The sequence below is a fragment of the Pseudomonas sp. genome (genome assembly GCF_050739935.1).
Classification (GTDB): Bacteria; Pseudomonadota; Gammaproteobacteria; order Pseudomonadales; family Pseudomonadaceae; genus Aquipseudomonas.
Genome location: NZ_JBOICF010000065.1, coordinates 26674 through 40377 on the forward strand (window position 1 = coordinate 26674; position 13704 = coordinate 40377).

The window sequence follows — 13704 nt, forward strand, 5'->3', positions numbered from 1 at the left end:
CTGGTGTGACGGGACCGGCAGATCGCTCTCTTCGGCCGTTCTCGCGGCCCAACTGTTACAGGGCAATAGCCTTACAGGATTATTCATGAGTACCGAAGGAACCACCGAAGCCGCAATCGAACTTGAACCCCAGACCCTGTCCCAAGAGGTCACAGCCGTGGTCGAGCCGACCATCGAGGTGGTACCGGTCGTCGAGCCGCATCAGCCGCCAACGCCTGCGATCGTGATCCCCAACCTGGACGACAGCAGCCTTTATATCCATCGCGAGCTGTCGCAGCTGCAGTTCAACATTCGCGTACTCGAGCAGGCGCTGGACGAGTCCTATCCCTTGCTTGAGCGGCTCAAGTTCCTGCTGATCTTCTCCAGCAACCTGGACGAATTCTTCGAAATCCGCGTTGCCGGGCTCAAGAAGCAAATTACCTTTGCCCGTGAACAGGCCGGCGCCGATGGCCTGCAGCCGCATCAGGCGCTGGCGCGCATCAGCGAGCTGGTCCATGGCCATGTCGACCGTCAGTACGCGATTCTCAACGACATCCTGCTGCCTGAGCTTGAAAAGCATCAGGTGCGCTTCATTCGTCGTCGCAACTGGACCACCAAGCTGAAAACCTGGGTGCGCCGTTATTTCCGCGATGAAATCGCGCCGATCATCACGCCAATTGGCCTGGACCCTACGCACCCGTTCCCGTTGCTGGTCAACAAGTCGCTGAACTTCATCGTCGAGCTGGAAGGCATCGACGCTTTTGGTCGCGATTCGGGGCTTGCAATCATCCCGGCACCACGCTTGCTGCCGCGCATCATCAAGGTGCCGGAAGACGTCGGCGGCCCTGGCGACAACTACGTATTCCTGTCGTCGATGATTCACGCCCATGCCGATGACCTGTTCCAAGGCATGAAGGTTAAAGGCTGCTACCAGTTCCGCCTGACCCGTAACGCCGATCTGGCGCTCGATTCCGAAGACGTCGAAGACCTGGCTCGTGCGCTGCGTGGTGAGCTGTTTTCCCGTCGCTACGGCGATGCGGTGCGTCTGGAAGTGGCAGACACCTGCCCGAAACATCTCTCCGACTACCTGCTCAAGCAGTTCAATCTGAGCGAGACCGAGTTGTATCAGGTCAACGGTCCGGTGAACCTCACGCGTCTGTTCAGCATTACCGGCCTGGACAGTCACCCGGAACTGCAATATCTGCCGTTTACCCCGGCGATTCCGAAGCTTCTGCAGAACAGCGAAAACATCTTCAACGTGATCAGCAAGCAGGACATTCTGCTATTGCATCCCTTCGAGTCCTTCACGCCGGTGGTGGATTTGCTGCGTCAGGCGGCAAAAGACCCTCATGTGCTGGCGGTGCGCCAGACGTTGTATCGCAGTGGCGCCAACTCGGAAATCGTCGACGCGCTGGTGGATGCCGCGCGCAACGGCAAGGAAGTGACCGCGGTCATCGAACTGCGTGCGCGATTTGACGAAGAGTCCAACCTGCAACTGGCCAGCCGTCTGCAAGCGGCGGGTGCGGTGGTGATCTATGGCGTGGTCGGTTTCAAGACCCACGCCAAGATGATGCTGATCCTGCGCCGCGAGGCAGGCGAGATCGTGCGTTACGCGCACTTGGGAACCGGCAACTATCACGCCGGTAATGCGCGTCTGTACACCGACTACAGCCTGCTGACCTCCGATGACGCGCTGTGCGAGGACGTCGGCAAACTGTTCAGCCAGCTGATCGGCATGGGTAAGACGCTGCGCATGAAGAAGCTGCTGCACGCGCCGTTTACCCTGAAGAAGGGCATGCTCGACATGATCGCCCGCGAGACTCAGTTCGCGACGGAAGGCAAGCCCGCGCACATCATCGCCAAATTCAACTCGCTGACTGATCCGAAAATCATCCGCGCGTTGTACAAGGCCAGTCAGATGGGCGTGAAGATCGATCTGGTGGTGCGCGGCATGTGCTGCCTGCGACCGGGCGTGCCGGGGGTGTCACACAACATTCAGGTGCGCTCGATCGTCGGCCGCTTCCTGGAGCACACCCGCGTGTTTTACTTCCTCAATGGCGGCGACGAACAGATGTTCCTGTCCAGCGCCGACTGGATGGAACGCAACCTCGACAAGCGCGTCGAGACGTGCTTCCCGGTCGAGGGCAAGAAATTGATTTTGCGGGTCAAGAAGGAGCTGGAGGGGTATCTGACCGACAACACCCACGCCTGGCTGTTGCAGCCGGACGGCCGCTACCTGCGCAGCACGCCGACCGGCAACCAGAACGCCCGCAACGTGCAGGCGATGCTTCTGGAGAAATTGAGCAACCCGGTCCTCAGCGTACGCTGAGGACAATCCCGACTCGGGTCAGCCAGTCGGCTTCAAGGCCGAAGTCGGCCTGAGTCAGCTGGTTGTTTTCCAGCCAGCCATCGGGAAACAGGATGTCCAGATGGTTGCCACTGGCGGTCAACACAGGTTGCGGCATCTCTTGGGTGCCGCGAATGTGATGGAACAGGATCGCGAAGCGCAACAGCACGCACAGCCGAATCAGCTTTACGCCTTCTTCGCCAAAGTCGGCGAACTTGTCCTTGGGGATATTGCGACGATGGCCGCGCACCAGCAACGCGAGCATCTGTTGGTCCGCCCGCGAGAAACCTGCCAGATCCGAGTGCTCGATAAGGTATGCGCCATGCTTGTGGTAGTGATAGTGGGCGATGTCCAGGCCCACTTCATGCACCTTGGCCGCCCAGCTCAGCAGTTCGCGGTACAGATCGTCTTCCAGTTCCCACGCCTTGGCCACTTGATCCAGCGCCGACAGCGCTTTGCGCTCAACTCGTGCCGCCTGTTCCAGATCGACGTGATAACGCTCCATCAGCGAGCTCAGAGTGCGTTCACGTACGTCTTCGTGGTGATGGCGACCCAGCAGGTCATACAGCACGCCTTCACGCAGCGCGCCTTCGCAGTGATCCATGCGTTGCAGTTCAAGTGCGTCGAAAATCGCTTCCAGAATTGCCAAGCCTGCAGGAAAGATTGCGCGACGATCGGGTTTTAGGCCGTCGAAGTCGATCTTGTCCACTTCGCCCAGCTTCATCAGCTTGCGTTTGAGCCACGCCAGGCCGTCGGCGTTGACCTCTCCGTTGCCATGTCCGCCGGCCTTCAGCGCCAGGCCGATGGCGCGGATGGTGCCGGACGAGCCAATGGCTTCATCCCAGCTCAGGCGATGCAGCGCGTGTTCGATACTCATGATTTCCAACCGCGCTGCCGTGTAGGCCTGGGCGTACCGCGCCGGGGTGATCTTGCCGTCCTTGAAATAGCGCTGAGTGAAGCTTACACAGCCCATTTGCAGGCTTTCGCGCAGTAACGGTTCGAAGCGCTGGCCGATGATGAACTCGGTACTGCCCCCGCCGATATCCGCTACCAGACGCTTACCCGGTGTGTCGGCCAGCGTGTGGGAGACGCCAAGGTAGATCAGGCGCGCTTCTTCACGGCCGGAGATGACTTCGACCGGGTGACCGAGGATTTCTTCGGCGCGATGAATGAATTCGTTGCGGTTGCGCGCTTCGCGCAGGGCGTTGGTGCCGACGATCCGCACGGAGCCAGGCGGCATACCGTTGATCAGTTGGGCAAAACGCTTGAGGCAATCGAGCCCGCGCTGCATGGATTCTTCGTTGAGCTTGCGCTCGTCGTCGATTCCGGCGGCCAGTTGCACTTTCTCACCGAGCCGCTCAAGGATGCGGATTTCACCCTGATTCGCTTTGGCAACAACCATGTGAAAGCTGTTGGAGCCCAGGTCGATCGCGGCGATCAGCGAGAGGTTTTTGGCTGTGGATGGCGGCATGGTCAAAAGGTCTCGGTCGATAACTCCGACATCGTGCCACGAACCATCACCGCCGCCAAACGGGAAGCACATTTGCCGACCTGGATATCCTGTAGGCGCTGCGACAGGTTACGACCGTGGCGAACGCGGAGTGTCAGACACGCAGGAGTTGGGTGATAGACCGTGTTCGCCAGCAAGCCGGCTCCTGCAAGGTGCATTTACCGCAGGCTGCGTCCAGCTCAAACCTGCTCAACCGACCCTATGAAATTCGCCAGCTCCGATGTCTTCGGATTGGCCATCAACTCCCGTGGATCGCCTACCTCATGCACTTTGCCCTGATGCATGAACACCAATTTGTCCCCCACCTCGCGGGCGAAGCGCATTTCGTGGGTGACCATGATCAGCGTCATGCCGTCCTTGGCCAGATCGCGCACCACGCTCAGCACTTCGTTGACCAGCTCCGGGTCCAGTGCAGAAGTGATTTCGTCGCATAGCAGCACTTTCGGCGACATCGCCAGCGCCCGGGCGATCGCCACGCGTTGCTGCTGTCCACCTGAAAGGCGATCAGGAAACGCGTCGAACTTCTCCCCAAGCCCCACGCGATCGAGCATCTCTTTCGCCAGCTTGCTCGCCTCAGCCTTGGAAACCTTCTTCACCACCTGCGGCGCGAGCATGACGTTTTCGCCGACCGTCAGATGCGGGAACAGATTGAACTGCTGAAACACCATGCCCACTTTCTGCCGCAGACTGCGCAGATCGGCGCGTGCAGCGTCCAGATATTCACCGTCGACCTCAATTACCCCGTCGTTGATCGACTCCAGCCCGTTGAGCGTTCGAAGCAACGTGCTCTTGCCCGACCCACTGCGACCGATGATCGCCACGACCTGGCCTTCATCGACGCTGAGATCGATGCCTTTGAGCACATGGTGGTCGCCGTAATACTTGTGCAGGGCGGAAATTCTAAGCAGAGGCATGAAGTCTCCTTTCCAGGTAGCGCGCGCTGAGCGACAACGGATAGCAAAGCAGAAAGTAGCCCAGGGCGACGAAGCCGTAGACCATGAAAGGCTGGAACGTGGCGTTGGCGAGCATACCGCCGGTCTTGGTCAGCTCGGTGAAGCCGATGATCGAAGTCACCGCCGTACCTTTGACCACCTGCACCGAAAAGCCCACGGTCGGCGCCACGGCGATGCGCAGGGCTTGCGGCAGGATCACATAACGCAATTGCTCGAATGGCGTGAGCGCCAGGCTCGCCGATGCTTCCCACTGGCCGTTGGCAATCGACTCCACGCAGCCGCGCCAGATTTCGGCCAGGTATGCGCTGGTGAACAGGGTCAGGGCCAGCGCCGCCGCGACCCAGGGCGAGATATCCACACCCATCAGCGCCACGCCGAAGAACACCAGAAACAACTGCATCAGCAATGGCGTTCCTTGAAACAGCTCTATATAGCAGCGGGCAAGGGTGCGAAATGCCGATGTGTCGGAGATGCGCAGGGTCATCACCAGCAGGCCGATCACACTGCCGCCAACGAACGCCACCAGCGATAACGCCAGCGTCCATTGCAGCCCGGCGAGCAGATTGCGCACGATGTCCCAGAGAGTGAAATCCATCAGCTGTTCCTCGCGATGTAGCGACGACCGACCCAGGCCAGCAATTGACGAATCATCAGCGCCATGAAGAGGTAAATCAGCGTGGTAACGATGTACGTCTCGAAAGCGCGGAAGTTGCGCGACTGAATGAAATTCGCGGCGAAGCTCAACTCCTCGGTGGCAATCTGCGAACAGACCGCCGAGCCGAGCATGACGATGATGATCTGGCTGCTCAGCGCTGGCCAGACCTTGCCCAATGCGGGCGCCAGCACCACATAACGGAAGGTCTCGAAGCGCGTCATCGCCAGCGCTGCCGAAGCCTCCAGCTGTCCTCGCGGAATCGCCTGTATGCCCGCCCGGATGATCTCGGTCGAGTACGCGCCGAGGTTAACCACCATCGCCAGCACCGCGGCCTGCCACTCGGAAATCTGCAGTCCTAATGAAGGCAGGCCGAAGAAGATGAAGAATAGTTGCACCAGAAACGGCGTATTGCGTATCAGCTCGACATAGATGCCGAAGAGCGCCGAGAACGGCTGGATTTTCCAGGCTCTGACAATCGCGCCAACGATGCCGACGCTGACCCCCAGCAGGGTGCCGATGGCCGTCAGCTCAAGGGTGAACAAAGCCCCACGCAGCAGCAGGTCGGCGTTTTGCAGGACCGGAATGAAGTCGAACTGATAAGCCATCTAAAAGCCCCGGATAGATGCAGTGACTAAAGAACAGCGATCAGAGATCGGCAGGCAAAGGCTGTTTCAGCCAGGTCTGTGAGTTCTTTTCCAGCGCGCCGTCTTGCTTCGCTGCTTCGAGGATTTCATTGACCTTGGCCAGCAGTTCCGGCTGACCTTTGTTCACGCCGACGTACACCGGCGAATCCTTGAGCTTCACTTTCAGCGCTGGAATGCGCTTGGGGTTTTTCTCGCTAATGGCGACCATCACCACGTTGCCGCTGGCGATCAGGTCGGTCTGATTGGCCAGATAGGCGGCGATGGTGGAATTGTTGTCTTCGAAGCGCTTGATGGTGGCCTCCTTCGGCGCCACGGCGGTCAGTTCGATGTCTTCAATGGCGCCACGGGTGACGCTGATGGTTTTGCCTTTCAGGTCGTCCACGCCATTGATCGCCGCGTCAGGCGGACCGAACACGGCGAGGTAAAAGGGCGCATAGGCGCGGGAGAAATCGATGACTTTTTCACGGTCCGGGTTTTTGCCAAGGCTGGAAATCACCAGGTCCACCTTGCCGGTGGTCAGGAACGGGATGCGGTTGGTGCTGTTGACCGGTGTTAGCTCCAGTTTGACCTTGAGTCTGTCGGCGATGAGCTGCGCAGTGTCGATATCCAGGCCGCGCGGTTTCATGTCCGGGCCGACCGAGCCGAAAGGGGGAAAGTCTTGCGGAACGGCGACTTTCAGTGTGCCGCGGGCGGTCACATCATCCAGGCCGTTAGCTTGGGCTGGGGCTTGGCCGAGCATGAAGCTGGCAAACAGGGCGGCGAGCAGAGCGCTGTAACGCTTGGTCATGGGACATCTCCGAATCGAACGAGTGTGTAGGCGACGCATGTGTAACGGCCAACCACTAGTGCACAGCCCATGCCATCGGCAGATTTGCGACCACTAAATGCGGGCTGCAGAGGTGATGCGGTCTAACTGGTCTGAACAGTTGAGGGGTCGCTCGCCCTGCTTTGGCGCGCCTCAAAGCTGCGGCGCCCCTTGCCTGGGCGTCACTTGCCGAATCCGTGCGATGACTATAAAAGAGGATTTTTCCACGGTCAGCGCGCCTGAATCCCATGCATCCGAGCCCGATTGCGGTACCCGAAGTTGCCTTTCAAGCGATCCGCAAACTGATCGCCGAACAGGGCTACAGTCCCGGCGACAGCCTGCCGTCGCAGCGCGATCTGGCGGTTCGGCTAGGGGTCAGTCGCGCATCATTGCGCGAGGCGCTGTCCTCGTTGAGCGCGTTGGGTGTGGTCAGCGTCCAGCCCGGCAAGGGAGTTTTCGTTCAGACGATTTGTGAACCACAACAGAGCACGAGCGGTTTTTCATGGCCCTACGCGGCCCACGCGTCGCCTTCGGAAACCTTTCAGCTGCGCTATGCGCTGGAAGGTTTCGCCGCCGGGTTGGCGGCGGTGACGTTGACCGCCGATGAGCGCGACGTGCTGGAAGACAATGTCGACGCCATGCGCCTAGAGCTAAAGGGCGGGGACTTCGAGAGCGCCGCCAGGCTGGATTTCGACTTTCACCGACGCATTCTCGTGGCCAGCGGCAATCAGGCGATTCTCGGCATCATCACTGCCAGCGCCGACATCTTTCTGGAGAGTCAGAAGCTGCCTTTCATCAGGGCGGGCAGGGCGATGGAGACTTGGCAGGAGCACCGCAAGATTCTCCGCGCGCTTGCCCGCAACGCCTCGGGTCCGGCGCAGAAGGCGATGCAGGAACACATAAGAGGGGCCGCTTTGAGGACTGGCATCGTCTTCGTCGCGCCTTCCGCTTGACCGACCCCGTGTACTGACGTGTGGGAGCGAGTTCATTCGCGATCGGCCCCGTAAACCCGAAGCCTTTCCATCGGATGTGCCACCGCATCGCGAATGAATTCGCTCCCACAGGGAATCGTTTCGACCCGAACGTCGCGGTGCGTCGAAGGGGTGGAGGTCACTTCAATAAGCGTAGTCATTACTATCCATAGCAAGAGACAATCGCCTCCGCCTTCCTGTCACGGCGTGACACAGTTATGATGGTCCACGTTTTTTTGCCTATGACCTCGGAGAAATCTCATGAGTAGCGACCTTATCAAACACGTCAGCGACGCGAGCTTCGAAGCCGATGTCCTCAAGGCTTCCGGTCCTGTGCTGGTTGATTACTGGGCTGAGTGGTGTGGCCCGTGCAAAATGATTGCCCCGGTTCTGGACGATATCGCCGGCAGCTACGAAGGCAAACTGACCATTGCCAAGCTCAATATCGACGAAAACCAGGAAACCCCGGCCAAGCATGGCGTACGTGGTATTCCTACGCTGATGCTGTTCAAGGATGGTGAAGTGGCGGCGACCAAGGTTGGTGCTCTGTCCAAGTCCCAGTTGCAAGCTTTCCTCGACGCCAACATTTGATGGTGCAAAGGCCCCGCAAATAGCGGGGCTTTTTTCTGGCGTTGTACTAGACGCTTGGAAAATCAAGTGGTACATTCGGCCCCGCAACGGCTTCTCCGTTGCCCCCTGCTAGCCGTCGCCGACGCTCTCCTTTCGATTTGTACGCGATCCTGTCGCCTTCTCCGCGGCGCGGCCTCATTAAGCCAAAAGCTTAATTTCCCCCTCCATACATGATTACGTCATTCCTATATGAACCTGACTGAACTCAAGCAAAAGCCTATTACCGATCTGCTCGAAATGGCCGAACAGATGGGCATAGAAAATATGGCCCGTTCGCGCAAGCAGGATGTGATCTTCTCCCTGCTGAAGAAGCACGCTAAAAGCGGCGAGGAAATCTCGGGTGATGGCGTGCTGGAGATCCTCCAGGATGGCTTCGGCTTCCTCCGCTCTGCAGACGCCTCTTACCTCGCTGGCCCGGACGATATCTACGTTTCGCCAAGCCAGATCCGCCGCTTCAACCTTCGTACTGGCGATACCATCGTTGGCAAGATTCGCCCACCGAAGGAAGGCGAGCGGTACTTCGCACTGCTCAAGGTCGACACCATCAACTTCGACCGTCCTGAAAACGCGAAGAACAAGATTCTGTTCGAAAACCTGACGCCGCTGTTTCCGACCATACGCATGAAGATGGAAGCCGGTAACGGCTCCACCGAAGACCTCACCGGTCGCGTCATCGACCTGTGTGCCCCAATCGGCAAAGGTCAGCGTGGTCTGATCGTCGCCCCGCCGAAAGCGGGCAAGACCATCATGCTGCAGAACATCGCGTCGAACATCACCCGTAACAACCCTGAAGTTCATCTGATCGTGCTCTTGATCGATGAGCGTCCGGAAGAAGTGACCGAAATGCAGCGCACCGTGCGCGGCGAAGTGGTCGCCTCGACTTTCGATGAACCACCAACCCGTCACGTGCAGGTTGCCGAAATGGTGATCGAAAAGGCCAAGCGCCTGGTCGAGCACAAGAAGGACGTGGTCATCCTGCTCGACTCCATCACCCGTCTGGCTCGCGCCTACAACACCGTGATTCCAAGCTCAGGCAAGGTACTCACCGGCGGTGTCGACGCCCACGCGCTGGAAAAACCAAAGCGCTTCTTCGGTGCGGCTCGTAACATCGAAGAAGGCGGCTCGCTGACCATCATCGCCACCGCGCTGGTTGAAACCGGTTCGAAGATGGACGAAGTGATCTACGAAGAATTCAAAGGCACCGGCAACATGGAGCTGCCTCTGGATCGCAAGATCGCTGAAAAGCGCGTCTTCCCGGCCATCAACATCAACCGTTCCGGCACTCGCCGCGAAGAGTTGCTGACGGCCGACGACGAGCTGCAACGCATGTGGATCCTGCGCAAGCTGCTGCACCCTATGGATGAGGTTGCTGCCATCGAGTTCCTGGTCGACAAGCTGAAACAGACCAAGACCAACGATGAGTTCTTCCTGTCGATGAAGCGTAAGTAATACCAGGCGCAAGTAACGCGCTGAATGGCTGTAGAAGAGTGGTGCTCCTTTGGGGCACCATTTTTTTTTAATTATTTGTCAGGTCCAATTGGGACAAGGAGTGTCATGCATACGTTTGGCAACCGTCGCGACATCGACGGGTTGAGAGCTCTGGCTGTTATTCCAGTGGTGCTTTTCCATTTCGGCTTGGGCATAAGCGGGGGCTTTGTCGGCGTTGACATATTTTTCGTCATCTCCGGATTTCTGATTACTTCGATCATCTTTCGGGAAATCAACGCAGGACGCTTCAGTTTCGTCGATTTCTGGGCACGCAGGGCTCGCCGCATCCTGCCCGCCTTGAGCGTGGTGTTGCTGGCCTGTCTTGTTGTCGGTTGGCTACTGCTGACCCCCAAGGACTTTTCGCAGCTGGGGAGGGCGGTTCGTTATCAGGCCACCTTCATGTCCAACATTCTGTTCATGAGGCAAGACGGCTATTTCAATCCGGCATCGGATTTCAAACCGCTGCTACACACCTGGTCGCTTTCAGTTGAAGAGCAGTATTACCTGTTCTTCCCGATGCTCATGGTCGTGCTGACCCGATTCTTCAAGCATTGGCGCATCGCTTTATTCGGCGTCTTGCTCCTGTCCTTTGGGCTGAATGTCTGGGTCATCAATCGCAACCCGGACGCGGCGTTTTTCCTGCTTCCGATGCGGGCGTGGGAGTTGTTATGCGGCGCCATGCTGGCGGTAGTACCCTCGCCTGTGTCGCGATTCAAACCCTGGGTTTATGAAGCCGTCAGCGGGTTGGGCCTGTTGTCGGTGCTCTGTGCAATGTTCGCTCTGGACAAATTCACGCAATTTCCCGGCTGGGCGGCGCTGTTGCCGGTACTGGGAACGGCGGCGATCATATGGGGCAACGGCCATCGCCAGACGGGTGTCGCGCGATTGCTCAGTCATCCAGCCATGGTTGGCGTGGGGCTGATTTCTTACTCGCTTTATCTGTGGCACTGGCCGGTGTTCGTGTACGCCAACGCGGTATCGGTAGATGCCATGAGCTGGGGGGAATCACTGCTCTGGATTGTCTTGTGTGTCGTGCTAGCTGTCCTGAGCTGGAAATTCGTTGAATTGCCGTTTCGGGATCGGCGCCTGCTCGCAGGCAAAAAACCCATATTGCTTGGCGGACTGGCAGCCATTGTCGTGCTGGCGACTGTGGGGCAGGTTATTCGGTCTGCCGATGGCATACCCAGCAGACTTTCGGGGCAAGCCAAGGCATATGCCGACTCGCGAGAGTGGCAGGCCGGTCAGTTGCAATGCCTCATGGACAGCGATAGCAAGGAACCCATGAAGGTCTGTCGTTTCGGCCCGGATCAGCAGGATTCGCCCGCGCAGTTGATTTGGGGGGATAGCCATGCGGCTCACCTGTTGCCAGCGATCAAGTCGGACGCTGAACGCTATGGCGAGCCAGTCTGGTTGATATCTCTATCGGGCTGTCCGCCTATTCCGGGCAAGGTATCGCGCAAGCAGTGTGGGGATTTCAATAAGCGAGTCATTGATCTGATCCAGCACAAGCAGATTCACGATGTCGTGCTCGCCGCACGCTGGAGTCTTTACCTTTATGGGGCGGAGGACGGCGACATGCGCAATGCGATTTATAAGCACGACAGCCGTCTGGTCGCCGAGCAGCGTCTGGCAGCGCAGATCAAGGAGACCGTTGCCAGCGTACGACAGACAGGTGCGCAGGTCTGGCTGGTCAAAGAAGTGCCTCTGCAGCGACAAGGCACGATCGCGCGACTGAGCAGCCTTGCAATGGTTGGGCGATCAGCGGACGGCGTTGGCCGTCCGATAACCGAGCATGTGGCGCGACAGCGTTTCATCAGTCAGCTATTTGCCAGCCTGAGTGCTGCCGACCCGAATGTGCATGTGCTCGATCCGGCTCCGATCATGTGTCCGGACGGCATCTGTCGTGCCGCCTTGGACGGAGTTTCCCAATATAAAGACGAAGATCACCTTTCCGATTATGGCGCCGAACGCATGAAGCCCCTGCTGGCGCCAATTTTCCTCGGCGAAAATGCCGTGCAAGGCGGTTGATTGCGTGTTCGACAGCTGCTGTCGGTCTCCAGAGCAGGTAGGATGTGCATCTATTTGTTAAGTGGCCGGGTTAATGAAATTCAAGGATCTACGGGATTTCGTGCAGCAGCTTGAGCAGCGCGGAGAGTTGAAACGCATTCAGGTGCCCATTTCTCCGGTGCTGGAGATGACCGAAGTTTGCGACCGGACCCTGCGCAACAAGGGCCCGGCATTGCTGTTCGAGAGCCCGACGGGCTTTGATATTCCGGTACTGGGCAACCTGTTCGGCACGCCGGAACGGGTGGCTATGGGCATGGGCGCCGAATCGACCGAGGAGTTGCGCGAGATCGGCAAGCTGTTGGCCTTCCTCAAGGAGCCCGAGCCACCGAAGGGCCTGAAGGACGCCTGGTCGAAGCTGCCGATCTTCAAGAAAGTCATCTCCATGGCGCCGAAGGTCGTCAAGGACGCGCCTTGCCAGGAAGTGGTCATCGAAGGCGATGACGTTGATCTGGGCATGCTGCCGGTGCAGACGTGCTGGCCGGGCGATGTTGGTCCCCTGATCACTTGGGGCCTGACTGTCACCAAAGGCCCGAACAAAGAGCGACAGAACCTGGGCATCTATCGTCAGCAGGTCATTGGCCGCAACAAAGTCATCATGCGCTGGCTGAGTCATCGTGGCGGCGCACTGGATTTCAAGGAGTGGCGCGACAAGCATCCTGGCCAGCCATTCCCGGTTTCCGTGGCGCTGGGTGCCGACCCTGCGACGATTCTCGGTGCTGTCACGCCAGTGCCTGACAGCCTGTCCGAGTACGCCTTCGCCGGCCTGCTGCGTGGTAATCGCACCGAGCTGATCAAGTGCCGTGGCAACGACCTGCAAGTACCGTCGAGTGCCGAAATCGTGCTGGAAGGCGTGATTCATCCCGGCGAAATGGCCGATGAAGGGCCATACGGCGATCACACCGGCTATTACAACGAAGTCGACAGCTTCCCGGTGTTCACGGTCGAGCGCATCACCCACCGCATCAAGCCGATCTACCACAGCACCTACACTGGACGCCCGCCGGACGAGCCCGCGATCCTCGGCGTGGCGTTGAACGAGGTGTTCGTGCCGATCCTGCAGAAGCAGTTTCCGGAGATCACCGACTTCTATCTGCCACCCGAAGGTTGCTCGTATCGCATGGCGGTGGTGACCATGAAGAAGCAGTACCCGGGCCATGCCAAGCGCGTGATGCTGGGTGTCTGGTCGTTTTTGCGACAGTTCATGTACACCAAGTTCGTTATTGTCACTGACGACGACATCAATGCCCGTGACTGGAATGATGTGATCTGGGCGATTACCACACGCATGGACCCCAAGCGCGATACGGTGATGATCGACAACACCCCGATCGACTACCTGGACTTCGCTTCGCCGATTTCTGGCCTGGGCTCGAAGATGGGCCTGGATGCGACGAACAAGTGGCCAGGAGAAACCACCCGTGAATGGGGGCGGGTCATCGTCAAGGATGAAGCTGTCACCCGGCGGATCGATGAGCTGTGGAACCAGTTGGGAATAGACTAAATGCAGGTAACCTTGCAGCCGTCCGGGGCGGTGTTGGTGCTCAACCCCGGGGAAAGGATTCTGGATGGGGCACGGCGTCTGGGCTACGACTGCCCGCAGAGCTGCCGCAATGGCAACTGCCATGTCTGCGCGGCGTTGCTGGTTGAAGGACGGG

Annotated in this window: 12 protein-coding genes; 7 read left to right on the forward strand and 5 right to left on the reverse strand. The window is 58.7% G+C overall.

The window, feature by feature from the left end:
* Positions 1-85: 85 nt before the first annotated feature.
* Positions 86-2308, forward strand: a complete 2223-nt coding sequence (ppk1, locus tag ACRER8_RS12785) for a polyphosphate kinase 1 (protein ID WP_431746635.1) — start codon at positions 86-88, stop codon at positions 2306-2308.
* Here ppk1 and ppx read toward each other — a convergent pair.
* The 5 genes from ppx to ACRER8_RS12810 form a co-directional block, all read right to left on the reverse strand.
* Positions 2295-3797 carry an exopolyphosphatase gene (gene ppx, locus ACRER8_RS12790; RefSeq protein WP_431746636.1) on the reverse strand — a complete coding sequence of 501 codons (1503 nt, stop codon included), beginning with the start codon at positions 3795-3797 and terminating at the stop codon, positions 2295-2297. The two genes, ppk1 and ppx, sit on opposite strands and share 14 nt — an antisense overlap.
* Before the next feature lie 218 nt (positions 3798-4015).
* Positions 4016-4750, reverse strand: a complete 735-nt coding sequence (locus tag ACRER8_RS12795; RefSeq protein WP_431746637.1) for an amino acid ABC transporter ATP-binding protein — start codon at positions 4748-4750, stop codon at positions 4016-4018.
* The gene (locus ACRER8_RS12800) at positions 4737-5387 is read right to left on the reverse strand and encodes an amino acid ABC transporter permease (protein WP_431746644.1); all 651 of its coding nucleotides are present in this window, start codon (positions 5385-5387) and stop codon (positions 4737-4739) included. The genes ACRER8_RS12795 and ACRER8_RS12800 overlap by 14 nt, the downstream gene beginning before the upstream one ends.
* Positions 5384-6049 (reverse strand): amino acid ABC transporter permease, encoded by a 666-nt coding sequence (locus ACRER8_RS12805; RefSeq protein ID WP_431746638.1) that lies wholly within the window; start codon positions 6047-6049, stop codon positions 5384-5386. Before ACRER8_RS12805 ends, ACRER8_RS12800 begins: the two co-directional genes overlap by 4 nt.
* Positions 6050-6089: 40 nt before the next feature.
* Positions 6090-6875, reverse strand: a complete 786-nt coding sequence (locus ACRER8_RS12810) for a transporter substrate-binding domain-containing protein (protein WP_431746639.1) — start codon at positions 6873-6875, stop codon at positions 6090-6092.
* A 266-nt stretch (positions 6876-7141) separates the two neighbouring features.
* Between ACRER8_RS12810 and ACRER8_RS12815 the strand changes: the two genes are divergently transcribed.
* From ACRER8_RS12815 to ACRER8_RS12840, 6 genes are all read left to right on the forward strand, one after another.
* Positions 7142-7846: a FadR/GntR family transcriptional regulator gene (locus ACRER8_RS12815; RefSeq protein WP_431746640.1), complete on the forward strand. Its 705-nt coding sequence runs from the start codon at positions 7142-7144 to the stop codon at positions 7844-7846.
* A 279-nt stretch (positions 7847-8125) separates the two neighbouring features.
* Entirely contained in the window at positions 8126-8455 is a 330-nt protein-coding gene (gene trxA, locus ACRER8_RS12820) for a thioredoxin TrxA (RefSeq protein WP_431746641.1), read from the forward strand.
* A gap of 228 nt (positions 8456-8683) precedes the next feature.
* Positions 8684-9943, forward strand: a complete 1260-nt coding sequence (rho, locus tag ACRER8_RS12825) for a transcription termination factor Rho (RefSeq protein WP_110948772.1) — start codon at positions 8684-8686, stop codon at positions 9941-9943.
* 105 nt (positions 9944-10048) lie between these two features.
* Complete coding sequence (locus ACRER8_RS12830; RefSeq protein WP_431746642.1) at positions 10049-12010, forward strand: acyltransferase family protein; 1962 nt, start codon at positions 10049-10051, stop codon at positions 12008-12010.
* Between the two features lie 73 nt (positions 12011-12083).
* The gene (gene ubiD / locus ACRER8_RS12835; RefSeq protein WP_431746643.1) at positions 12084-13550 is read left to right on the forward strand and encodes a 4-hydroxy-3-polyprenylbenzoate decarboxylase; all 1467 of its coding nucleotides are present in this window, start codon (positions 12084-12086) and stop codon (positions 13548-13550) included.
* A partial coding sequence (locus tag ACRER8_RS12840) for a 2Fe-2S iron-sulfur cluster-binding protein (RefSeq protein WP_431746645.1) occupies positions 13551-13704 on the forward strand: 154 nt, incomplete at its 3' end.